Source organism: Achromobacter sp. 77 (assembly GCF_020541125.1).
In the GTDB taxonomy this organism is placed as follows: Bacteria; Pseudomonadota; Gammaproteobacteria; order Burkholderiales; family Burkholderiaceae_B; genus Achromobacter; species Achromobacter mucicolens.
Map to the genome: position 1 here is coordinate 189,188 of NZ_CP059848.1, position 22,541 is coordinate 211,728.

A 22,541-nucleotide genomic window follows, 5' to 3' on the forward strand; every position below is an offset into this window, starting at 1 on the left:
GGTTATTGAAGCTGGATGTTTCCAGCCTTGATGACGTGCGCCCACTTTTCGCTTTCGCTCTTGATGAACGCGGCGAATTCCTCGGGCGTGCCGCCGCCGGCCTGGCTGCCGGTGTCGGCGATGGCCTTTTGCACATCCGGTTCCTTCAGGATGCGGTTGAACTCGGCGTTCAGCTTGGCGATGATCGGCGCGGGCGTGCCGGCCGGCGCGACGATGCCCTGCCAGTTGTAGGACTCAAAGCCCGGCAGGCCGGATTCGGCCATGGTGGGCACGTCGGGCAGCACGGCCAGGCGCTTGGCGGACGTGACGGCGATCGGGTGGATCTTGTTGCCCTGGATGGCGGGCAGCGCGGAATAGCCCATTTCGAACATCATCGAGATGTGGCCGCCCATCAGGTCGGTCGCGGCCAGGCTGCCGCCCTTGTAGGGCACGTGGATGATGTCGATCTTGGCCTGCTCGCGGAACATCTCGCCCGACAGGTGGTGCGCGCCACCCACGCCGGACGAACCGAAAGTCAGCTTGCCGGGCTGCTTCTTGGCCAGCGCGATCAGGTCGGCCAGCGTCTTGACCGGCAGTTCGTTGTTCACGCTCAGGACCAGGGGGCTGTTCTCGATCAGGATGATCGGCGCCAGGTCCTTTTGCGGGTTGTAGGGCATTTCCTTCATCAGGGACGGGTTGACCGCCATCGGGGCCAGGTTGCCCGTGCCGATCGTGTAGCCGTCCGGCGCCGCCTTGGCGATGAGGTTGGTGCCAACCACGCCACCGGCGCCCGCCTTGTTCTCGACCACGACGGGCTGGCCCAGCGACTCGCCCAGCTTGCGCGCCAGGAGGCGCACGCGCGTGTCGGCAAACCCGCCGGGGGCATAGGGGACGATCATGGTCACCGGCTTGGCGGGCCATTCGGCGGTCTGGGCCTGGGCGGCGCCGCCAAAGGCGGCGGTGGCGGCCAGGGCGGCAATCAGGGGGCGTAGTGCTTTCATGCTGGGGACTCCTCTTTTCCTGCTTTTTAATTGCTGTGTGATTGGCCCGAGGGGCCGATGGCATTATGCCCAGCGCCATTGCCCTCTGTCGTGACTTTTCCCAGCCCCCAGGCCGACAGCGCCAGCAGCGCCGCGCTGGCAGCCAACACCTGCGGCAACCCGGCGCCCCAGCGCGCCGCCCACGAGGCCAGCAGCGGGCCCAGGATCTGCCCGGCAGCGAACGCCGCCGTCATGATGGCCGCCGCCCGTGGCCCCGCCGCGCCCGACCGGCGGCGCGCGGTCAACATGCCCGCCTGCGTGATCACCATGAAGGTGCCGCCCACCAGCAGCGCCGCCAGAATCACGGCGGCAATGTGGTGCCACAGCGCCACGGCCAGCATGCCGGCCGCCATCAGCGCCTGCGCGCCGCGCCACACCTGCCGGTCGTCACGGCCCCGAGCCAGCCGGGGCACCAGCAGGCAGGACAGCGCCGCAGCCATCCCGAAAATCGGCCACGCCCACCCGAAGATCGCCGGATTGGGAAAGATCTCCTTGGCCATGGCGGGCAGGAAGGTCGCGGGGATGATGTAACCCACCCCGAAAACGCCGTAGTGCATAGACAGCGCGGCAATGCCCTGCGGCAGCCGCGCCGGTGGCGCGCCGGCGCCCGTCTGGCGGACCGGGGGCGATTGCCGGGTGAGGCCTGCCCACGCCGCCGCGGACAGCGCTAGCGCCAGGGTGCCCAGCGCGGACCAGGTCAGGTTGGCGCCCGCGCCCCAGCCCATCAGGGCCAGGCACGCCAGCCCCGTGAGCGCGATGCCCGCGCCCACGCCGGCATACGTCACCGCGGATACCGACGCCTCGCGCGCGTCGCCGGCGGGAACCGGCCGCCACGCCACCACGCAGATGAAGGCGCTGGCGCTGGCATAGCCCGCGGCCAGCCGCAGCGCCGACCAGCCGGCCAGGTTGTTCACAAGCGGCATGGCAAGCGTCAGGGCGGCCACCGCGGCCAGGCTGGCCGCCAGCGTGGCGCGCAACCGGCGCACGGGCCAGACGATGGCCGCCAGCGCGCCCAGCAGGTAGCCCGCGTAATTGGCCGACGCCATCCAGCCGCCCTGCGCGAGCGACAGACCAGACGCCTGCGCCATCAACGGCCACACCGGCGTGAAGGCAAAGCGTCCGATGCCCATGGCGGCCGCCAGCGCAAGGGCCGCGGGCCACGCCAGACGGGTGGCGCTAGCCGAGGGGTCCAGGGAAGGGTAAGCAGGCGTTGACATGGCCTCACTCTACGGCTGTACTAATATCTTGAATAGTGAATTATTAAGAACGTGAGTTCCCAAAATGAGAAACTTGGATCTCGACGCGTTGCAAATTTTCAAGACGGTTGCCGACCAGGGCGGGGTGGCGCGCGCCGCCGCGCACCTGAACCGTGTCCAGTCCAACGTCTCGACGCGCCTGAAGCAGTTGGAGACGTCGCTGGGAACGCCCCTCTTTCGGCGGCAGAACCGCCGCCTGGTGTTGTCGGATCAGGGCCGGGTGCTGCTGTCTTATGCGGACCGGCTGCTGCGCCTGTCCGACGAGGCGCAATCGGCCGTGCGGGAAGGCGCCCTGCAAGGCGTGCTGCGCATCGGCACCATGGAAAGCACCGCGGCCGCCCGCCTGCCGCCCATCCTGGCGGCCTATCACGAGGCCTGGCCCAAGGTGCGCATCGAACTGGTCACCGGCACGTCGGGCGCGCTGGCCGCAAAGGTGCGCAATTACGAGATCGAGGCTGCGTTCGTGGCGCAGCCCTTTCCCGCGGACGGCCTGGCGGCGATGGATGCGTTCAAGGAGGAATTGGCGCTGATCTCGCCGCTAGCCTGGGCGCCCATCCGCAGCGCGAAAGATCTGGTCAACCGCAGCGTCATCGCGTTTGCGGCGGGCTGCTCGTACCGACGGATCCTGGAGTCGTGGTTGAACCAGGAAGGCATTGCGCCGGACAAGGTGATGGAGTTTGCGTCGTATCACGCCATCGTGGCGTGTGTGGCCGCGGGGACCGGCGTGGCGATCGTGCCGCGGTCGGTGCTGGCGGTGCTGGGGGCGGAGCATTCGGTGCGCGTGGGGGCGCTGTCGGGTCCCCACGGGCAGGCGCTGACCCAGCTTGTCTGGCGTGCCGATGACGACACGCCGGCGTTGCAGGCCCTGCGGAGCCGGCTGCAGGCGCCGCAGGATTGACCGATGCGCGCGAGGCTGCGCGCATCGTCAGGGGCCGCGATCAGAAGCGGTAGCCGACGCCCAGCGTGGCCACCCACGGATCGATCCGGGCGGTGCCGACGCGTTCGCCGTCCAGCGTCACCTTGGACTTGATGTCGATGTAGCGGATGTCGGCGTTCATGAACCAGCGGTCGTTGATCTTGATGTCCGCGCCCAATTGGGCGGCCACGCCCCAGGAATCGCCCAGCTTCAGGTTCGAGCCTTTCAGCGCGCCTTCGCCCTTGGTGTCGAAGAAGTGCGTGTAGTTAATGCCCACGCCGATGTACGGCTGGATCATGCTGTCGGGCAGGATGTGCCATTGCAGGCTGAGGGTGGGGGGCAGCTGCTTGGTGGAGCCGATCTTGCCCAGGTTGCTGCCGTTGACGTCATGCTGGAAGGGCCAGGCGCCCAGCAGTTCGATGCCGATGTTGCGGGTGGCCATGTAGGCCAGGGTGAAGCTGGGGCGCACGTTGTTGCTCACATCCAGCTTGACGCTGCCGTCGAGCACCGAGCCATTGTTTTGCGAGGGGCGGACTTGGGTCACGCCCACGCGGAACAGCACATCGCCCGCTTCGTGGGCATGGGCGGGGGCGGCAAATGCGCCGGCAGCGATCAAACCGGCAATGGCGGTGGCGCGGATACGCCCGTTCAGCGAAAACATTTTCTTCTCCGATCTTTCCGTGTGGGGTGAGCCGACAGGTTCTCAGACCGCCCCGTCCCCCAACTTGACGTGTGTCAAATCGTGAAAAGACCGTTTTTAGAAAGTGGTTATGCCGCAACAGGAATGTGTGATTTCGCCGCCCAAAACAAACGCCGCCGGCGCGCAAGGCGTCCGGCGGCGTTGATAGGTCGTGTTGCGATCAACGCGGCAGATCGCTGCTTCCCATGAGGTAGGCGTCGACCGAACGCGCGCATTGGCGGCCTTCGCGGATGGCCCAGACGACGAGCGACTGGCCGCGGCGCATGTCGCCGGCGGTGAAGACCTTTTCGACGCTGGTGCGGTAGTCGTCGGTGTTGGCGCGCACATTGCCGCGGCCGTCGCGATCCACGCCGAACGCGTCCAGCACGTTCTGCACCGGCGACACGAAGCCCATGGCCAGCAGCACCAGGTCGGCCTTGATCTCGAATTCCGAGCCCTCGACCTCGCGCATCTTCATCTGGCCGGTGGCGTCGTCCTTGAACCATTCGACGCGCGCGCCGACCAGTTTTTCGACCTTGCCGTTGGCGCCCTTGAGCAGCTTGGTGGTCACCGACCAGTCGCGCTCGCAGCCTTCCTCGTGCGAGGACGACGTGCGCATCTTCAGCGGCCAGTACGGCCACGTCATGGACTTGTTCTCGGACTCGGGCGGCTGGGGCATCAGTTCGAACTGCGTGACCGACGCCGCGCCGTGGCGGTTGCTGGTGCCGACGCAGTCGGAACCCGTGTCGCCGCCGCCGATCACCACCACATGCTTGCCCTTGGCCAGCGTCTGGTTGGTGAGGCGGTCGCCCGCCACGGCCTTGTTCTGCTGGCGCAGGAAATCCATGGCGAAGTACACGCCTTCCAGCTCACGGCCGGGCACCGGCAGGTCGCGCGGCGTCTCGGAGCCGCCGCTCATCACCACGGCGTCGAATTCGGCCATCAGCGATTGCGGCGTGCGCACGGTCAGGCCATCGGCCACCGGATCCTTCGGGTTGCCGACGTAGGTCGACGGCGCGAATTCCACGCCCTCGGCTTCCATCTGCGAGATGCGGCGGTCGATCTGGTGCTTTTCCAGCTTGAAGTCGGGGATGCCGTAGCGCAGGAGGCCGCCAATGCGGTCGCTCTTTTCGAACAGCGTCACCGAGTGGCCCGCGCGCGCCAGTTGCTGCGCGCACGCCATGCCGGCAGGGCCCGAGCCCACGACGGCGACCTTCTTGCCCGTCTTGCGCGCCGGCACTTGCGGCGCGACCCAGCCTTCGGCCCAGCCCTTGTCGATGATCGCGTGCTCGATGGACTTGATGCCCACCGCGTCGCTATTGATGTTCAAGGTACAGGCGGCTTCGCAGGGCGCCGGGCAGATGCGGCCCGTGAACTCCGGGAAGTTGTTGGTGGAGTGCAGAACGTCCAGCGCGCGGCGCCAGTCCTGCTTGTACACCAGGTCATTCCAGTCCGGGATGATGTTGTTGACCGGGCAGCCGTTGTTGCAGAACGGGATGCCGCAGTCCATGCAGCGCGCCGCCTGCTGCTTGGCCTGGTCGTCGGTCAGGTGCAGCACGAATTCGCGCCAGTTCTTCAGCCGCTTCTGCGGGGCCTCGGAGGCCTCCTGCAGGCGCTGGTATTCCATAAAGCCAGTGATCTTTCCCATGGTATCCCTCACGCAGCCATTTGTTGCGGGTTGGCTGCACGCCACATTTCACCCAATGCGCGGCGGTAGTCCGTCGGCATGATCTTCACGAATTTGCCGCGCGAGGCTTCCCAGTCGCCCAGGATCTCGCGAGCACGGTAGCTGCCGGTGTAGCGGAAGTGGTCTTCCACCAGGCGGCGCAGGATGGTCTCGTCCGTCTCGCGTTCGCCGCCTCGCTGCGCGCTGTGCCAGATGTCGATGTTGTTCAGCGACTGCTGCTCGGCGTGCGGCACGACCGATTCCAGCTCCACCATCGACAGGTTCACGCGGTGCTTGAGCGTGCGGTCCGGATCCCAGACGTACGCCACGCCACCGGACATGCCCGCCGCGAAGTTGCGGCCGGTGGAACCCAGCACCACGACGGTGCCGCCAGTCATGTATTCGCAGCCGTGGTCGCCCGTGCCTTCCACCACCGTGGCAGCGCCGGAGTTGCGCACGGCAAAGCGTTCGCCCGCCACGCCATTGAAGAACGCTTCACCGGCCAGCGCGCCGTACAGCACGGTATTGCCAGCGATGATGTGGTCGGGACCGAAGCCGCGGAAGTCGTTGGGCGAGCGCACGATGATGCGGCCGCCGGACAAACCCTTGCCCACGTAGTCGTTGCCTTCGCCCACCAGGTCCATCGTGATGCCGTGCGCCAGGAACGCGCCGAAGCTCTGGCCGGCGGTGCCGTTGCACTGGATGTGGATGGTGTCGTCGGGCAGGCCCTCATGGCCGTAGCGCGAGGCCACGGCGCCCGACAGCATGGCGCCGATCGTGCGGTTGCGGTTGCGCACCGGCACGATGAACGAGACCTTCTCGCCCCGCTCCAGCGCCGGCTTGCTGCGCTCGATCAGCAGGTGATCCAGCGCGCCCGCCAGGCCGTGATCCTGCTCTTCGGTCTGGTGCACTTCGGCGTCGGACTGGGTCTGGTGGAACACGCGGGTGAAGTCCAGCCCTTGCGCCTTCCAGTGCTCCACGCCCGAACGCATGTCCAGCAGATCGGCGCGGCCGATCAGGTCGTCGAACTTGCGGATGCCCAGCTGGGCCATGATTTCGCGCACTTCCTCGGCGATGAAGAAGAAGAAGTTCACGACGTGCTCGGGCTTGCCCTGGAATTTCTTGCGCAGCGCCGGATCCTGAGTGGCCACGCCCACCGGGCAGGTGTTCAGGTGGCACTTGCGCATCATGATGCAGCCTTCGACGACCAGCGGCGCGGTCGCGAAGCCGAATTCGTCGGCGCCCAGCAGCGCGCCGATGACGACGTCGCGGCCGGTCTTCATCTGGCCGTCGGCCTGCACGCGGATACGGCTGCGCAGGCGGTTCAGCACCAGCGTCTGCTGCGTTTCGGCCAGGCCCAGTTCCCAGGGCGTGCCCACGTGCTTGATGGACGACACCGGCGAGGCGCCCGTGCCGCCGTCATGGCCGGCGATCACGACGTGGTCGGCCTTGGCCTTGGCCACGCCCGCGGCCACCGTGCCCACGCCGACTTCGGACACCAGCTTGACCGAGATCGAGGACTTGGAGTTGACGTTCTTCAGGTCGTGGATCAGCTGCGCCAGATCTTCGATCGAGTAGATGTCATGGTGCGGCGGGGGCGAAATCAGGCCCACACCTGGCACCGAATAACGCAGCTTGGCGATGTACTCCGACACCTTGTGGCCAGGCAGCTGGCCGCCTTCGCCGGGCTTGGCGCCCTGCGCCATCTTGATCTGGATCTGGTCGGCGGACGACAGGTACTCGGCGGTCACGCCGAAACGGCCCGAGGCCACCTGCTTGATCTTCGAACGCAGCGAGTCGCCCTTCTTCAGTTCGACGTCGGCTTCGATGCGGTCCGTGCCCAGCACCGAGGCCAGCGTGTCGCCGTCCTTGATGGTGCTCTTGCCTTCGCGCATTTCGGCGCGGTAGCGCAGTTCGTCCTCGCCGCCTTCGCCGGTGTTGGACTTGCCGCCGATGCGGTTCATGGCCACGGCCAGCACCGAGTGCGCTTCGGTCGAGATCGACCCCAGCGACATCGCGCCGGTGGCAAAGCGCTTGACGATTTCCTTGGCCGGCTCGACGTCGTCCAGCGGAATGGCGCGCGACGGGTCAAAGCGGAATTCGAACAGGCCGCGCAGCGTCATGTGACGGCGGCTCTGGTCGTTGATGATCTGCGCGTACTCCTTGTACGTGCGGTAGTTGTTGGCGCGCGAGGCGTGCTGCAACTTGGCGATCGAATCCGGCGTCCACATGTGCTCTTCGCCGCGGACGCGATAGGCGTATTCGCCGCCGGCGTCCAGGTCGTTGGCAAGCACGGGGTCGGCGCTGAAGGCGGCGCGGTGCTGACGCAGCGCTTCCTCGGCAACCTGGAAGATGCCGATGCCTTCGATGTTGGAGGCGGTGCCGGTGAAGTACTTGTTCACCAGGGCGCTTTGCAGGCCCACGGCTTCGAAGATCTGCGCGCCGGTGTAGGACATGTACGTGGAAATGCCCATCTTGGACATGACCTTGTTCAGGCCCTTGCCCAGCGCCTTGATGTAGTTCTTCACGGCCTTTTCGGGGTCATTCATCTTGCCCAGCGATTCGAGCGCCAGGTAGGGGTGAATGGCTTCGGCGCCGTAGCCGCCCAGCAGCGCGAAGTGGTGCACTTCGCGGGCCGAGCCGGTCTCGACGACCAGGCCCGTGTTGGTGCGCAGGCCGGCGCGGATCAGGTGCTGGTGCACGGCCGAGGTCGCCAGCAGCGCGGGGATGGCCACGCGCTCGCTGTCGACCAGGCGGTCCGACACGATCAGGATGTTGTAGCCGCTGCGCACCGCATCGACGGCGCGCGCGCACAGGGCTGCCACGCGGGCTTCGATGCCTTCGGGGCCCCAGGCGGCGGGGTAGGTGATGTCCAGTTCGAAGCTGCGGAATTTCTTGCCCGTGACCTGGTCGATGTCGCGGATCTGCGCCATGGCGGCAAAGTCCAGCACCGGTTGCGACACTTCCAGGCGCAGCGGCGGATTGACGTTGTTGATGTCCAGCAGGTTCGGCTTCGGACCGATGAAGGACACCAGCGACATCACCAGCTGTTCGCGGATGGGGTCGATCGGCGGGTTCGTGACTTGCGCAAACAACTGGCGGAAGTAGTTGTAGAACGGCTTGGCGCGGTCCGACAGCACGGCCAGCGGGGCATCGTTGCCCATCGAGCCGATGACTTCCTCGCCGGTCGAGGCCATCGGTTCCAGGATGAACTTGTAGTCTTCCTGGGTCCAGCCAAAGGCCTGCTGGCGGTCCAGCAGCGACACGGCCGATTGCGTGGCCACAGCCACCTGGCGCGGCGCGGGCAGCGATTCCAGCTTGATCTGCAGGCGTTCGATCCACTGGCGGTACGGACGGCTGTTGGCCAGCTGCAGCTTGATTTCCGCGTCGTCGATGATGCGGCCCTGTTCCAGGTCGATCAGGAACATCTTGCCCGGCTGCAGGCGCCACTTCTTGACGATGCGGTTTTCGGGGATCGACAGCGTGCCGGCTTCCGAGGCCAGGATGACCATGTCGTCATCGGTGACCAGATAGCGGGCGGGACGCAGGCCGTTGCGGTCCAGCGTGGCGCCGATCTGGCGGCCATCGGTGAACGCGACCGCGGCCGGGCCGTCCCACGGCTCCATCATGGCGGCGTGATATTCGTAGAAAGCACGGCGGCTTTCGTCCATCTGCGTGTGCTGTTCCCAGGCTTCCGGGATCATCATCATCATGGCGTGGGCCAGCGAATAACCCGAATTGACCAGCAGTTCCAGGCAGTTGTCGAACGTCGCGGTGTCCGACTGGCCTTCGTAGACGATGGGGTAGAGCTTCTTCAGGTCGTCGCCCAGCACGGCCGACTGCATCATGCCTTCGCGGGCGCGCAGCCAGTTGAAGTTGCCCTTGACCGTGTTGATTTCGCCGTTGTGGGCAATCATGCGGTACGGGTGGGCCAGGGGCCAGGCAGGGAACGTGTTGGTCGAGAAACGCTGGTGAACCAGCGCCAGCGCGGACACCGTGCGGGTGTCGGCCAGGTCGCGGTAGTAGCGGCCAACCTGATCGGCCAGCAGCAGGCCCTTGTAGACCACGGTGCGCACCGAGGCCGAGGGCACGAAGTATTCCTTGCCGTGCGCCAGGTGCATGTTCTGGATGGCGTGGCTGGCGGTCTTGCGGATCACGTACAGCTTGCGTTCCAGCGCGTCGGGCACCATCACATCGGCGCCGCGGCCGATGAAGAGCTGGCGGATCACGGGTTCGCAGTCGCGCACGGTGGGCGACATGGGCATGTCAACGTCCACCGGCACGTCGCGCCAACCCAGCACGACCTGGCCCTCGGCGCGGACCGAGCGCTCCAGCTCCTGTTCGCAGGCCAGGCGCGAAGCCGTTTCCTTAGGCAGGAACACCATCGCCACGCCGTACTCGCCGGGCGGGGGCAGGATGATGCCTTGCTGGCTGAGCTCGTCGCGGTACAGCGTATCGGGGATCTGAATAAGGATGCCCGCGCCGTCGCCCATGAGCTTGTCGGCCCCGACCGCGCCGCGGTGATCCAGGTTTTCCAGGATCTTCAGACCCTGCTGGATGATCGCGTGGCTTTTCTTGCCCTTGATATGGGCCACGAAGCCGACGCCGCAGGCGTCATGTTCGTTCTTCGGGTGGTACAGGCCCTGGGCCGAAGGCAGACCGATGCGGCTGGCATCGATGGGGATCGCCTTGGAGGTGGGACAGGATTCGGTCGGGGTAATTTGGGGCATGGCGCGCTCCGCAGTGGGCCTGCGTCGTAATGTTGCAGTGCAGGAGACGGACAATACCCCCGACATGAGTAGGGTGCAATAAGAACAAACGGGGTATGACCCTATTTAAATAGGCGCTCCATCATAGTGCATTAATATAGGGACACAGCAACGGGCGCGCCATTATTGGGCTTGCCAGCGGGGTCTCTTCATGAGGAATGACAGAGACCAGGGAAACGGGCCAATTTGCAGTTATGCGTCCCCATTTAAAAGGAAGATTTTCCTGGTCCGGATCGACGTGAGGTGTGGCGAAACTGCACCGATCCCGCCCGCCACGCGCAGTCATGCGGACGCGATGCTGCGGTAGGCGCTCATGCCGCGGGGGAAGCCGCCAGATTCCAGCGCAGGACGCCCAGGCAAACAAAACCCGCCATGTAGGCGGGTCGAAGGATCAGGAATTGGTGGCCGGCGGTGTGGATGTCGACGGCGCCGGCGGGCTGGATTCGTTGTCCGCGGCTGCGGCCGCAGGCTTCTTGCGGGGCCGGCCCCGCTGGCCGGGCGCCACGCGCCGGCTCGCGGTGTGGGCCAGGCTGGCGATGAAGCTCGGGCCGCCCAACGCCCATTGACCGGAAACGGCTTGGTCGATGCGCTGGGTTTCCTCGCGCGACAGGCCGTCCTGAAGCCGCTTGCGATAGTTGGCCTGACGGTCGAACGGCGTGTTGCCGCAGGCCCAGTAATCGGCGTGATCGGATTGCCATTGCGCGGGGGCGGCACTGGTGTTGCCGGTATGGCTGGACGCGGACGACCACGGCCACGAATCGGGATCCTGCGAAGCCCCGCTGCGAACCGGATACGTCTCCAGCCAGACCAGCGAAGGCAGCACCCACGCGCCGGGTTCCAGCAAGGCAGATCGGTAACGGCCCGCGAACACCCGGCCGCCGCGCAGCCGCGCCGCCAGGTTGCGGCCGAGCGTCTGCATCAAGCGGGGCAGGCCTTCTTCGTCGGCGGGCGTGGCCAGGAGCAGGATGCGGTCGTTGGCCAGCAGCCAGCCGTGCACCGACACCCGGTGTCGCTGGGCCGATTCGCCCAGCCAGGTGGCGAGCTGATTCAGGATGTCGGCGGGCGCAGGTTGCGATGGCGCCGCCAACGGCTGAATAAAGTTGGCCTGCACCAGTTGGGGCAGCCCAGGGGCGTACAGACGGGGCAGTCGGGCCATAGTGTCAGGGCTTGCGTATCAGGAAGAACGGGTTGTCTTCACTCACGGTATATAAATAGTGCCACGGTGGGCGCTGGTCAAGTCCCGTGACCACAATCTGAGCGCGGAATCGTATTTTTTTGTGGCGGGCGCTCATTGAGGGGCAGGTTAACATTCGGCGACGGAACGTCGCACCGTGGATTCCCCTAACGCCGACGATTTTTCCGATCTTCAATCTCTTTTCCCGGAGCAAGCCATGGCCGCGCCTCTCGAACTCATCTCGCAGCATCGGTGCTTCGGCGGCACGCAGCGCTATTACCGCCACGCCTCCACGGAAATCGGGCTGCCCATGCGGTTTTCCGTCTACGTGCCGCCGCAGGCCGAGCAGGGTCCGGTGCCGGTGCTGTTCTACCTGGCGGGCCTGACCTGCACCGAAGAGACCTTCATGATCAAAGCGGGCGCGCAGCGGCTGGCCGCCGAACTGGGCGTCATGCTGGTTGCGCCCGACACGAGCCCGCGCGGCGCAGGCGTGCCCGGCGAAGACGAAAGCTGGGACCTGGGCACCGGCGCCGGCTTTTATGTGGATGCCACCACGCCCGCGTGGCGCGACCACTATCGCATGTACAGCTATGTCACCCAGGAGCTGCACGGTATCGTCACCGGCGGCGCTCTGCCGGGCGACGCGTCGCGCACCGGCATCTTCGGTCACTCCATGGGCGGTCACGGCGCGCTGGTGCTGGCGCTGCGCAACCCCGGCAAGTTCCGTTCGGTCTCGGCATTCGCGCCGATCGCCGCGCCCAGTCAGTGCCCGTGGGGCAAGAAGGCGTTCGGCGCGTATCTGGGCGCCGACGAGGCGGACTGGGCGGCCTATGACGCCTCCACGCTGATGCGCGGCCTGCAGCAGCCTTTCACCGGGGGCATCCTCATCGATCAAGGCGACGCGGACCAATTCCTGGCCGAGCAGTTGTATCCCGAGGTGTTCGAGGCGGCATGCGCCGCCGCCGGGCAGCCGTTGACCCTGCGCCGCCAGCCCGGCTACGACCACGGCTACTACTTCATCTCGACGTTCATCGAGGATCACATCCGGTTTCACGTCGAGCGGCTTGGAAAACCGGGCGCCTGACGCCCGCTTCTATACTGGCGGACCTGCCGCGGCGGGTGGCGGCTTCCTGCGCCCGCCGCGCTGCAGCCTGCGGCGGCTTGAATAGGAACGTCTGATTTGATCAACGGAATCGCTCCCTTCGCCTGGATCCTGCTGGGCGCCGTCATCGTCCTCTTGCCGGGCTTGGTCATGTTGCTGGGCCGCGGCGGGCCGCGAGACGAACGCGGTCGCCGAATGTTCCAGTTCCGGCCGGTGCGCCGCACGTGCGGCCTGCTGCTGGTGTGCCTGGGATGCGTGACCGGTTTGCTTGCCCTGTCGCTGGTGCAGTTCGTGCGCCTGACCACCGACGAACCGGTGGCCAGCATCGACGTCCGCCAACAGGCCGAGGGCCAGTTCCAGGTCAATGCCAGCGCGCCCGCCATCGGCTCAAAGCAATATGTTCTATATGGCGACCAGTGGCAGATCGACGCCCGGGTCGTCCGCTGGAGACTGCCTGCGCTGATGGCCGGCGTGCCGCCGCTGTACCGGCTAGAACGCCTGTCCGGACGCTACAGCGATGCCGCCCGCGAGGCCACCGCCACGCGCTCGGTGCATTCGCTGGACGATTGGCCCGCGCCGGACCTCGGATCCCTGAAAAAAAGTTTTCCGAACTGGTTCCCCTTTGTCGATGTCCAATTTGGCAGCGGCGCGTACATGCCGCTGTTTGACGGGGCCCGCTATCAGGTCTTCATGGATCCGCGTGGCGCGCTCTTCATCCGTCCGGACGGTCAGGCCACCGCCGAAGGGCTGAAGCGCCTGGGCTGGTAACGCCATTACACTGGGCGGCCCGAATAAATGGGGACGCGCCATTGAAATGAAACTTTGACGCGTCGCAACAGTCGAATTAGCACTCCTATTACTTGAGTGCTAACATCGAATTCATGTCGTTATCTCTTCGCCATCCGGAGACCCCCGCTATGAAACAACCCAGTACCTCGTTGACCGCTTCCGGCAACGCTCTGGCGTTGGCCATTGCCAATCCGGGCGCTCTCGGCACGATCGACGCCTATATCTCCGCGGTCAACCGCCTGCCGGTGCTGTCCGCGGATCGCGAAACGGAACTCGGCCGCCGCCTGCGTGACCAGGAAGATCTGGGCGCCGCTCGCGAGCTGATTCTGTCGCACCTGCGCCTTGTGGTGTCCGTGGCCCGGCAATACCTGGGTTATGGCCTGCCCCACGCCGACCTCATCCAGGAAGGCAACGTCGGCCTGATGAAGGCCGTCAAGCGTTTTGACCCCGAGCGCGGCGTGCGCCTGGTGTCCTTCGCCGTTCACTGGATCAAGGCCGAAATCCACGAATACATCATCCGCAACTGGCGGTTGGTCAAGGTGGCCACGACCAAGGCGCAGCGCAAGCTGTTCTTCAACCTGCGCAGCATGCGTCCTGACGGCCAGACCCTGGATCCGGAACAGGTCGACCACATTGCTCGCGAGCTGAACGTTCGCCACGAAGACGTGAGCGAAATGGAAGTCCGGATGTCCGGCCGTGACATGTCGCTGGAAAACCAGGACGACGACGACGACAGCTACGCGCCGATCGCCTACCTGTCCGACGAAGGCCGCCAGGAGCCCACGCGCGTCCTGGAACGCGCGGCGCGCGATCAGCTGCAAAGCGCCGGCCTGACCGGTGCGCTCGATGCGCTGGATCCGCGCTCGCGCCGCATCGTCGAAGCCCGCTGGCTGCAGGACGACGGCGGCGCCACGCTGCACGAGCTTGCGCAAGAGTTCGGCGTGTCGGCCGAACGCATCCGCCAGATCGAAGCGGCGGCGCTGAAGAAGATGCGCGGCAACCTCGCCTCGTGAGTTTGCCAGACCCCGTCGCCGCGCCCGTCGCTGCACCCAAGTCAAAGGCCGCAAGTTGCGGCCTTTTTCTTTGGCCGCGCGCGGTGGGTGGCCAATAAATTGATACAAATTCGGGGTTAAATTTTCCGGGTTCGCAGAAACTTAATGGGGAAGGTGCCGCCTAACTTCATGTAGACCGCGAACTTCGGTTAGCAGTCTTGTCATCCGTCTCGGCTTCTCCTCTTTCCCCTCCCCTATGAGACGGATGCTTGCGGGGCACCTAGCATATCGGTGCCCCGTTTTTTATGCGCGCTCGGAACGCAAGCGCTGCAAGGAATCATGCGGCCCGCGCGCTGTCCGGCGCCGCCAGCGCCGTATGCCACAGCGCGTCCTGGACGCGGCGCACGCCAGTCGCCATCGACCCGTCCTGGTAAAGCTTGATCCACCGATAGCCCGGCGCCATGTTGTCGACGATGTGCTTGCCGTCTCGGATGCTGAATTGAAAACACGTTGAGGGCGTGGCCAGCATGCGCAGGTTGTGCCGGCGGCGGTCGAACTCGTGGTGCACATGGCCCCAGAGCAGCACGCGCACCTGGGCAAATCGCGCCAGCAGCTTGAAGAGCGCCTGGGGGTTGTCGATCATCATCGAGTCATGCCAGTGGCTGTCGATCTGCATCGGGTTATGGTGCATCGCCACCAGCGTGTGGCGATCGGGCGCCTGCGCCAGCGCCGCTTCCAGCATGTCCAGTTCGCTGTTGCATAGATGGCCCGCGTTGGAGCCGGGCACCGTGGTGTCCAGCGCAACGATGCGCCATGCGCCCACGTCGGTCACGGGCATCGACCAGTCGGAGAGTTCCTGGCGCAGGACGGATGGTTGATCGTGATTGCCGGGCAGGCAGCGGATGGTCGCGCGTTCCAGCGCGGCCGATTCGGACAGGATGCGCGCGAAACGCCGGTAGCCTGCGGCTTCGCCGTCCTGCGACAGGTCGCCCGTGGCGAGCAGCAGGTCGGGATGCTTGCCGTCGGCTTCGATCTGGCGCAGCACGGCGCGCAGGCTTGCGTCGGTATTGACGCCCAGCATCGACGTTTCGGGTTCGCCGAAAAGATGGCTATCGGTCAACTGGACGAGCATCGCGGGCGCGTCGTGGCGCCGGGTCAAGGTGTGGATGCGTGCCACGTGCCGCTCCTGCAAAAGTTCGCGTGATGCCACATTACCCAAAAAACATGGCGCGGCACGTTTCGCAAGCGTCCATTGGGGTAACGAAACGTGCATTCTCCCCGATTCCCGCCACGCCCCGGCCGCGAGCGCCGGAAAAAAGCCGCTATTCTTGTGAAACTTTCCACAAGCACTACGATCGGGACGCGGCGCTACCCATGGATGTTGGTTTTCTCGTATTTGGTCTTGCGGGCCTGCTCACGCTGGTCTGCTTCATGCCGCCCCTGGCCGGCCGCGTCAAGCTGCCCTATTCGGTGCTGCTCGCCATCGTCGGCTGTCTGCTCGGGATCGTCATTCACGTGCACGGCTGGGCGCCTGCCTGGATCGGCGACTTTCTCGATTCGCTGGAGCGCTTCGAGATCTCGTCAGAGACCTTCCTGATGGTGTTCCTGCCGGTGCTGCTGTTTGAGACGGCGCTGTCGATGAACGTGCGGCGGCTGATGGACGACATCGGGCCGATCCTGATGATGGCCATCGTGGCCGTGGTTGTCTGCACGGTCGTGGTGGGTGTGACGCTGGACGCCATCTCGCCCTATGGGCTAGTCGTTTGCCTGCTGCTGGGCGCCATCGTGGCGACGACGGATCCGGTGGCAGTGGTCGGGATCTTCCGCGAGGTGGGCGCGCCCAAGCGCCTGACGACGCTGGTCGAGGGCGAAAGCCTGTTCAACGACGCGGCGTCCATTGCCCTGTATTCCGTGCTGCTGGCGGTGCTGAGCGGCAAGGGTGAGCTGTCCGTCAGCGGCATCTTCAACGACTTCATCGTGCACTTCATCGGCGGCGGCGTGGCCGGGTTTGCGATGGGGCGCCTGGCCTGCTTTCTGTTCGCCTGGCTGCGCGGCTTTCCCACGGCCGAGATCACCCTGACGCTGACGCTGGCCTATCTGTCCTTCTTCATCTCCGAGCATTACCTGAACGTGTCGGGCGTGGTCGCCACCGTGATCGCGGGCCTGGTGGTCGGGTCCACCGGCCGCACGCGCATGTCGCCGACCACCTTCGAACACCTGGCCAGCGCCTGGGAGCAGTTTGGTTTCTGGGCCAATTCCCTCATCTTCCTGTTCGCGGCCATGCTGATCCCGAAGCTGATGGCGGCGGCCGATTGGCAGGAACTGGTGCTGGTGGGTGTGGTGTTCGTGGTGACGCTGGTCGCGCGGGCAATCGTGGTGTTTGGGCTGTTGCCACTGCTTGGCCTGACCCGGCTGGGCACCAAGGTCAGCAATCCCTACAAGGTGGTGATGCTGTGGGGCGGATTGCGCGGCGCCGTGTCGCTGGCGCTGGCGCTGGCGGTGACCGAGCAGATGGGCGTGCCCGAAGAGGCGCGCCAGTTCATCGCCGTGGCCACCACGGGCTTTGTGCTGATGACCCTGTTCGTCAACGGCATCAGCCTGCGGCCGCTGATTCGCATGTTGGGGCTGAACCAGCTGTCGCCGGTCGAGCGCACCATCCGCAATCAGGTGCTGGCCGTGGCGCTGGAAGATCTGCAGGGCAAGACCGAGGAAGTGGCCAAGGCCGAGCACATCGGCAACGAAGTCCGCGACCGTATCCGCGCCGTGTTCGACGCCAGCCTGGCCAGCGTGCACGACGGCCGGGTCAGCCAGATGACGGACGAGCAGCGCGTGTCAGTGGGACTGGCCATGGTTGCCCAGCGCGAAGAGGAAATGTTCTTCGACATCCTGAAGGCGCAGATCGTGGACTGGCGCATGGCCGAAACCCTGCTGGCGCGGGCCGAACGGCTGGAAGACGCGATCCGGCTGGGCGGCGTTGAAGGCTTCGAGCGCGCCATTGCCGCCGATGTCCGCTATTCGACGGGTTTCCGGCTGGCATTGCGGCTGCATTACCTGTTCGGCTTTCAGGGCTGGCTGGCGCGCGAGCTGGGCCAGCGCTTTGCCAACCTGATGAGCAAGCGCTCGGTCGCGCAGCGCCTGATCGCCTTTGCGCGCGAGCAGATCACACCGCTGCTTGGCGAAGAGGCCACGCAGCGCATCGTGTCGCTGCACCAGCGCCGTCTGGATCTGATCGAAAACGCCCTGCAGGCGCTGAACCTGCAATATCCGTCGTACGCCCAATGGCTGCAGGAAAGTTATCTGGGCCGCGTGGCCCGCGAGCTCGAACGCATCCGCTATCGCGACATGCTTGAGCAATTCCTGATCAGCGGCGAAGTCTATGCGGACCTGACCGAGCAATTGAAAAGCCGCTGGGCGCACATCGACAAGCACCCGCCGCTGGACATCGAAATGAGCGCGGCCGAACTCATCAAGCGCGTGCCGCTGTTCGAGGGACTGTCGCCCGATTCGCTGCGCGCCATCAGCAAGCTGCTCAAGCCCCGCCTGGCATTGCCCGATCAGCGGGTCCTGACGAAGGGGCGGCACGGCGAGGAAATGTGCTTCGTGGCGTCGGGCGCCGTGGCGGTCCATCTGCCCGACAACACCATGATCGAACTGGGCAGCGGCGAATTCTTCGGTGAACTGGGTCTTTTGGGTGAAGTGCAGCTTACGCCGGACGTGACCTCGCTGGGCTACAGCAAGCTGCTGATGCTGTCGTCGCGCGACTTCCACGCCCTGCTCGACCGCGACGAGAACCTGCGAGAACGCATTCAGGTCGTGGCCAAGCAGCGCCTGCGCGCGATTGAAGTGTGGAAGCAGTTTTCGCAGCAGTCTGCGGCCGCGGCCGCCGCGCCGGCGCCCGTGCCGCCGCCCAGCTCGGCGCAGGCGGCCGAGGCCGCGGAAGCCGCTGGCGCGGTCAGTCCGGCCCAGGCCGAGGATATGCAAGCGGCCCGCGAACTGCGCGGTGAATCATCGGGTGACGATGACGCCGCGGCGGGGTCCGTGCTGGGAACGCCGGAACCTGCGCCCCGCTAGGCACGCCCCCCTAGGCGCACCCCACTAGGCGCGCCTCGCCCAATCCCATGTCCTAGGTTCTGCGCCGCATCAGGCCCGCCCAGCTCGGCTCAGCCCCGGGCCGGCGCCTGATCAGATCGTGATCTCGCCCGCGGCCTGGCGCCGCATGATGTCCTCGACCAGCACCAATGCTGCTTCCAGCGTGAACTCGCCCTCGGCGACATGGTGCAGGGCCGTGGCGACGTCGATGGTGGCGATTTCCATGACCTCGCCGTCGCGATTGGCGGGACGGGCGTCCGGCGCCAGGATGCAGGTGCTGGTCAGCACGTCTTCGACCTGATAGCCCTCGGGCAGGCGTCGATGGATGCGCAGGATCGTGCGCAGCGGCGTGCGGCGCGCGAGATCGGGTTCGTCCAGGCCGGCCTCTTCGCCGCATTCGCGCACCAGCGCCAGTTCCAGGTCTTCGCCCCTGCCGGCCAGTCCGCCAACTAGCGTGTCCCACATACCGGGATCGGTGGATTTGCTGAGAGAACGCCGCGCGACCCACAGCTTGCCGTCGGGCGTCCAGGCGTTCAGGTGCACGGCCTTGGTCAACAGGCCCAGCGGCCGCACGGCGGCGCGTTCGATCACGCCGAGCGTCTCGTCGCCATCCAATACGTCCAGCAGTTCGTCGCGCCAGCCGCGCAGGCAGTTGGCTTGGCGCAACAGTTCCGCGGCCTGTTCCAGCGCCGCGTCCAGCGCATTGCCCGGCGCCAGGCCCTCGCCGATGCGCAACGCCGTGCCGTCGGACTGTGTTTCGGGCGCGTCGCGCAGCGCGTCGCAGGCCGCGTGCGTGGCCCAGCCGCAGCGTCGCCCCGCTATATATAAAGCGCGCGCGCCTTCGGGGGCGGGCTCCTGCGCGCGGGCGCACAGGGCGGCATACAGATCGGACAGCGGCTTTTGCATCGTGGCGCCATGGTGATGAGGTTGCGGGCGATTTTAAGCCACCCTGTTTACGGCTCGCGGTCAAGGGGGCGCGCCCAAGTGGGGGCGGGCCGCATGAATTCAAGAGCACTAAATTACATCTGTTTGCGCGTCCGCTATAATCCGCCAGTTTCTTTGTGATTTCGAGAGGGAACGACAGGGCCGCTCTATCTCCCTGCATCGCCCTGCCATCTAATAATTGCGTGTTGCCCGTATTCCGGTGACTTCCGCCACCAGCAAATGGGCCTTCGCGCCGTATTTCGAGGTAAGCATGAAGAAGTGGAGAGGGATACTGGGGGCTTGTGCGATGCTGATTGGCGGCGTGGCCGGTGCCCAGGTGCAAAACATGCCCGGCGGTCCGAAGGTCAATCAGCTGAACCTGCATGAAGGCGTCACCGCGATTTCGCGCGACATCATGTGGCTGCATTGGTTGCTGCTCACGATCTGTATTGTGATTTTCATCGGCGTCTTCGGAGTGATGTTCTACTCCATCTGGGCGCACCGGAAGTCCCGCGGCCACAAGGCGGCGACCTTCCACGAACATCTGGGTGTCGAAGTCGCCTGGACTGTCATTCCCTTCATCATCGTCATCGCCATGGCGTTGCCGGCCACCAAGACGGTCGTCGCCATGAAAGACACTTCCAGCGCCGACCTGACCGTCAAGGTCACCGGCTATCAATGGAAGTGGGGCTACGAATACCTCGACGGCTCTGCCGCCGGCATCAAGTTCCTCTCCACGCTTTCCACGCCGCGCGCCCAGATCGAGAACCGCGAGCCCAAGGGCGAGTTCTATCTGATGGAAGTGGACAACCATCTGGTCGTTCCCGCCAACAAGAAGATCCGCATCGTCCTCACGGCGGCCGACGTCATCCACTCGTGGATGATTCCGGACTTCGGCGTGAAGCAGGACGCGATCCCCGGGTTCCTTCGCGACACCTGGTTCAACGCCGAAAAGCCTGGCATCTATCGTGGCCAGTGCGCGGAATTGTGCGGCAAGGACCACGCCTTCATGCCCATCGTCGTGGAAGTCCTGGCGCAAGCCGACTACGATAAGTGGGTTGAAGACCAAAAGAAGAAGATGGCGGCAAACGCCGACGATCCCAATAAAGAGTGGACGGAAGCCGAACTGGTTGCCCGCGGCGAAAAGGTTTTCGCGGCGAATTGCGTGGCCTGCCACCAGGCCAACGGCAAGGGCATTCCCGGTTCCTTCCCGCCGCTCGACGGAGACAAGGTTGTTCTGGGCCCCAAGGGGGAGCAGATCAACACCGTGCTGAAGGGCAAGCCCGGCACCGCCATGGCGGCGTTCGGCGGGCAGCTCAACGATGTCGAGATCGCAGCGGTCATCAGCTATACGCGCCATGCCTGGAGCAATGCCGGCAAGGGGCAGGACCCGACGGTTCTACCGAAGGACATCACGCCCGCGCGCTGATTGCGCGCGCGCCGTTCCTTCACCGTAGAACCGGTTCCGTTTAGTCAGAGATACCCTGCCGCCCCGTTGGACGGGGCTGGCACTCAGCAGGAAGGAGTCCATCATGAGCAGCGTCACTGTAGACCACGTGTCGCCGGGCCACGGCCACGGTCACGATGACCACCATCACGGCGTGCCCACGGGCTGGCGCCGGTGGCTTTTTGCAACGAACCACAAAGACATCGGGACGATGTATCTCATCTTCTCGTTCGTCATGCTTCTGGAGGGCGGCACGCTGGCCCTTCTGCTGCGCACCGAACTCTTCGAGCCCGGCCTGCAGTTCTTCCGCCCCGAACTGTTCAACCAGTTCACCACGATGCACGGCCTGATCATGGTGTTCGGCGCCATCATGCCGGCCTTCGTGGGCTTTGCGAACTGGATGATCCCGATGCAGATCGGCGCGTCCGACATGGCGTTCGCGCGCATGAACAACTTCAGCTTCTGGCTGCTGCCGGTTGCCGCGATCATGCTGACCGCCTCGTTCTTCGTGCCGGGCGGCGCCACCGCTGCGGGCTGGACGCTGTACGCGCCCCTGTCGCTGCAGATGGGCCCGGGCATGGACCTGGCCATCTTCGCCATCCACATCATGGGTGCCTCGTCCATCATGGGCGCCATCAACATCATCGTGACCGTGCTGAACATGCGCGCGCCCGGCCTGACGCTGATGAAGATGCCGCTGTTCTGCTGGACCTGGCTGATCACCGCGTTCCTGCTCTTGGCCGTGATGCCGGTGCTGGCCGCCGCCATCACCATGGTGCTGACCGACCGCCACTTCGGCACGGGCTTCTTCAACGCCGCTGCCGGCGGTGACCCGGTCCTGTACCAGCACGTGTTCTGGTTCTTCGGGCACCCCGAGGTCTACATCATGATCTTGCCGGCGTTCGGCATCGTGTCGGCCATCGTCCCCGCGTTCGCCCGCAAGAAGCTCTTCGGCTACGCCTCGATGGTGTACGCCACCGCCTCCATCGCCGTGCTGTCGTTCATCGTGTGGGCGCACCACATGTTCACGACGGGCATGCCGGTGACCGGCCAGCTCTACTTCATGTACGCCACCATGCTCATCTCCATCCCGACCGGGGTGAAGGTGTTCAACTGGGTCGCGACGATGTGGCGCGGTTCCATGACGTTCGAGACGCCGATGCTGTTTTCCATCGGCTTCATCTTCGTGTTCACGATGGGCGGCTTCACGGGCCTGATCCTGTCGGTGGCGCCGATCGACATCCAGGTCCACGACACCTACTACGTGGTGGCTCACTTCCACTACGTGCTAGTGGCCGGTTCCCTGTTCGCGCTGTTTGCCGGCGCTTACTACTGGGTGCCCAAGTGGACGGGCCGCATGTACAGCGAAAAGCTGGGCAAGCTGCACTTCTGGTCCACGCTGATCTCGTTCAACGTGACCTTCTTCCCGATGCACTTCCTGGGTCTGGCCGGCATGCCGCGCCGCTACGCCGACTACGCCGCGCAGTTCACGACGTTCCATCAGCTCGCCACCATCGGCGCGTTCTGGTTCGGCCTGTCGCAGCTGATTTTCCTGGTTGCGATCCTGCGCTGCTACATGGGCAAGGGCGAACCGGCCCCGGCCAAGCCGTGGGAAGGAGCCGAAGGACTGGAATGGACGGTGCCGTCGCCCGCCCCGTTCCACACCTTCGAAACGCCGCCCGAAGTGAAGTAATCCCTTATCCATGTTTCAGGCCGCAC

At 65.4% G+C, this 22,541-nt stretch carries 15 protein-coding genes; 7 read left to right on the top strand and 8 right to left on the bottom strand.

Translation table 11 applies throughout. The annotated features are described in order from the left end of the window. Positions 1–2: 2 nt before the first annotated feature. Both H4P35_RS00920 and H4P35_RS00925 read right to left on the bottom strand, forming a co-directional pair. Positions 3–980 carry a tripartite tricarboxylate transporter substrate binding protein gene (locus H4P35_RS00920; RefSeq protein WP_062840186.1) on the bottom strand — a complete coding sequence of 326 codons (978 nt, stop codon included), beginning with the start codon at positions 978–980 and terminating at the stop codon, positions 3–5. Positions 981–1,006: 26 nt separating this feature from the next. Continuing rightward, positions 1,007–2,236, bottom strand: a complete 1,230-nt coding sequence (locus H4P35_RS00925) for a YbfB/YjiJ family MFS transporter (protein WP_226847710.1) — start codon at positions 2,234–2,236, stop codon at positions 1,007–1,009. A 64-nt stretch (positions 2,237–2,300) separates the two neighbouring features. Between H4P35_RS00925 and H4P35_RS00930 the strand changes: the two genes are divergently transcribed. Beyond that, the gene (locus H4P35_RS00930; protein WP_226847711.1) at positions 2,301–3,173 is read left to right on the top strand and encodes a LysR family transcriptional regulator; all 873 of its coding nucleotides are present in this window, start codon (positions 2,301–2,303) and stop codon (positions 3,171–3,173) included. A 40-nt stretch (positions 3,174–3,213) separates the two neighbouring features. On the opposite strand, the gene H4P35_RS00935 is transcribed toward H4P35_RS00930, so the two are convergent. The 4 genes from H4P35_RS00935 to H4P35_RS00950 form a co-directional block, all read right to left on the bottom strand. Further along, complete coding sequence (locus tag H4P35_RS00935) at positions 3,214–3,852, bottom strand: OmpW family protein (protein ID WP_056320354.1); 639 nt, start codon at positions 3,850–3,852, stop codon at positions 3,214–3,216. A 199-nt stretch (positions 3,853–4,051) separates the two neighbouring features. Beyond that, a complete protein-coding gene (locus tag H4P35_RS00940) occupies positions 4,052–5,518 on the bottom strand; it encodes a glutamate synthase subunit beta (RefSeq protein ID WP_226847712.1) in 1,467 nt (488 codons plus the stop codon). Between the two features lie 8 nt (positions 5,519–5,526). Next, complete coding sequence (locus H4P35_RS00945; RefSeq protein WP_226847713.1) at positions 5,527–10,266, bottom strand: glutamate synthase-related protein; 4,740 nt, start codon at positions 10,264–10,266, stop codon at positions 5,527–5,529. Positions 10,267–10,696: 430 nt separating this feature from the next. After that, positions 10,697–11,461 carry a hypothetical protein gene (locus H4P35_RS00950; RefSeq protein WP_062840191.1) on the bottom strand — a complete coding sequence of 255 codons (765 nt, stop codon included), beginning with the start codon at positions 11,459–11,461 and terminating at the stop codon, positions 10,697–10,699. A 235-nt stretch (positions 11,462–11,696) separates the two neighbouring features. On the opposite strand from H4P35_RS00950, the gene fghA reads away from it, so the two are divergent. The 3 genes from fghA (at position 11,697) to rpoH (ending at position 14,383) form a co-directional block, all read left to right on the top strand. Further along, on the top strand, positions 11,697–12,563 hold the full coding sequence (fghA, locus tag H4P35_RS00955) for an S-formylglutathione hydrolase (protein ID WP_180099717.1): 867 nt from the start codon (positions 11,697–11,699) through the stop codon (positions 12,561–12,563). A gap of 96 nt (positions 12,564–12,659) precedes the next feature. Continuing rightward, positions 12,660–13,349 carry a hypothetical protein gene (locus H4P35_RS00960; RefSeq protein WP_062840193.1) on the top strand — a complete coding sequence of 230 codons (690 nt, stop codon included), beginning with the start codon at positions 12,660–12,662 and terminating at the stop codon, positions 13,347–13,349. 149 nt (positions 13,350–13,498) lie between these two features. Then, a complete protein-coding gene (rpoH, locus tag H4P35_RS00965) occupies positions 13,499–14,383 on the top strand; it encodes an RNA polymerase sigma factor RpoH (protein WP_062840194.1) in 885 nt (294 codons plus the stop codon). A 316-nt stretch (positions 14,384–14,699) separates the two neighbouring features. On the opposite strand, the gene cpdA is transcribed toward rpoH, so the two are convergent. Next, positions 14,700–15,539, bottom strand: coding sequence for a 3',5'-cyclic-AMP phosphodiesterase (gene cpdA, locus H4P35_RS00970; protein WP_056320337.1), 840 nt, complete (start codon positions 15,537–15,539; stop codon positions 14,700–14,702). 197 nt (positions 15,540–15,736) lie between these two features. Here cpdA and H4P35_RS00975 point away from each other — a divergent pair, with 197 nt between their 5' ends. Continuing rightward, on the top strand, positions 15,737–18,433 hold the full coding sequence (locus H4P35_RS00975; RefSeq protein ID WP_180099714.1) for a cation:proton antiporter: 2,697 nt from the start codon (positions 15,737–15,739) through the stop codon (positions 18,431–18,433). Positions 18,434–18,544: 111 nt separating this feature from the next. On the opposite strand, the gene H4P35_RS00980 is transcribed toward H4P35_RS00975, so the two are convergent. Next, a complete protein-coding gene (locus H4P35_RS00980) occupies positions 18,545–19,357 on the bottom strand; it encodes an NUDIX hydrolase family protein (RefSeq protein WP_180099712.1) in 813 nt (270 codons plus the stop codon). Positions 19,358–19,646: 289 nt separating this feature from the next. Here H4P35_RS00980 and coxB point away from each other — a divergent pair, with 289 nt between their 5' ends. Together coxB and ctaD are read left to right on the top strand one after the other, a co-directional pair. Next, on the top strand, positions 19,647–20,804 hold the full coding sequence (gene coxB, locus H4P35_RS00985; RefSeq protein WP_056320329.1) for a cytochrome c oxidase subunit II: 1,158 nt from the start codon (positions 19,647–19,649) through the stop codon (positions 20,802–20,804). A 103-nt stretch (positions 20,805–20,907) separates the two neighbouring features. Then, positions 20,908–22,515 carry a cytochrome c oxidase subunit I gene (ctaD, locus tag H4P35_RS00990; protein ID WP_062840198.1) on the top strand — a complete coding sequence of 536 codons (1,608 nt, stop codon included), beginning with the start codon at positions 20,908–20,910 and terminating at the stop codon, positions 22,513–22,515. Positions 22,516–22,541: the final 26 nt, after the last annotated feature.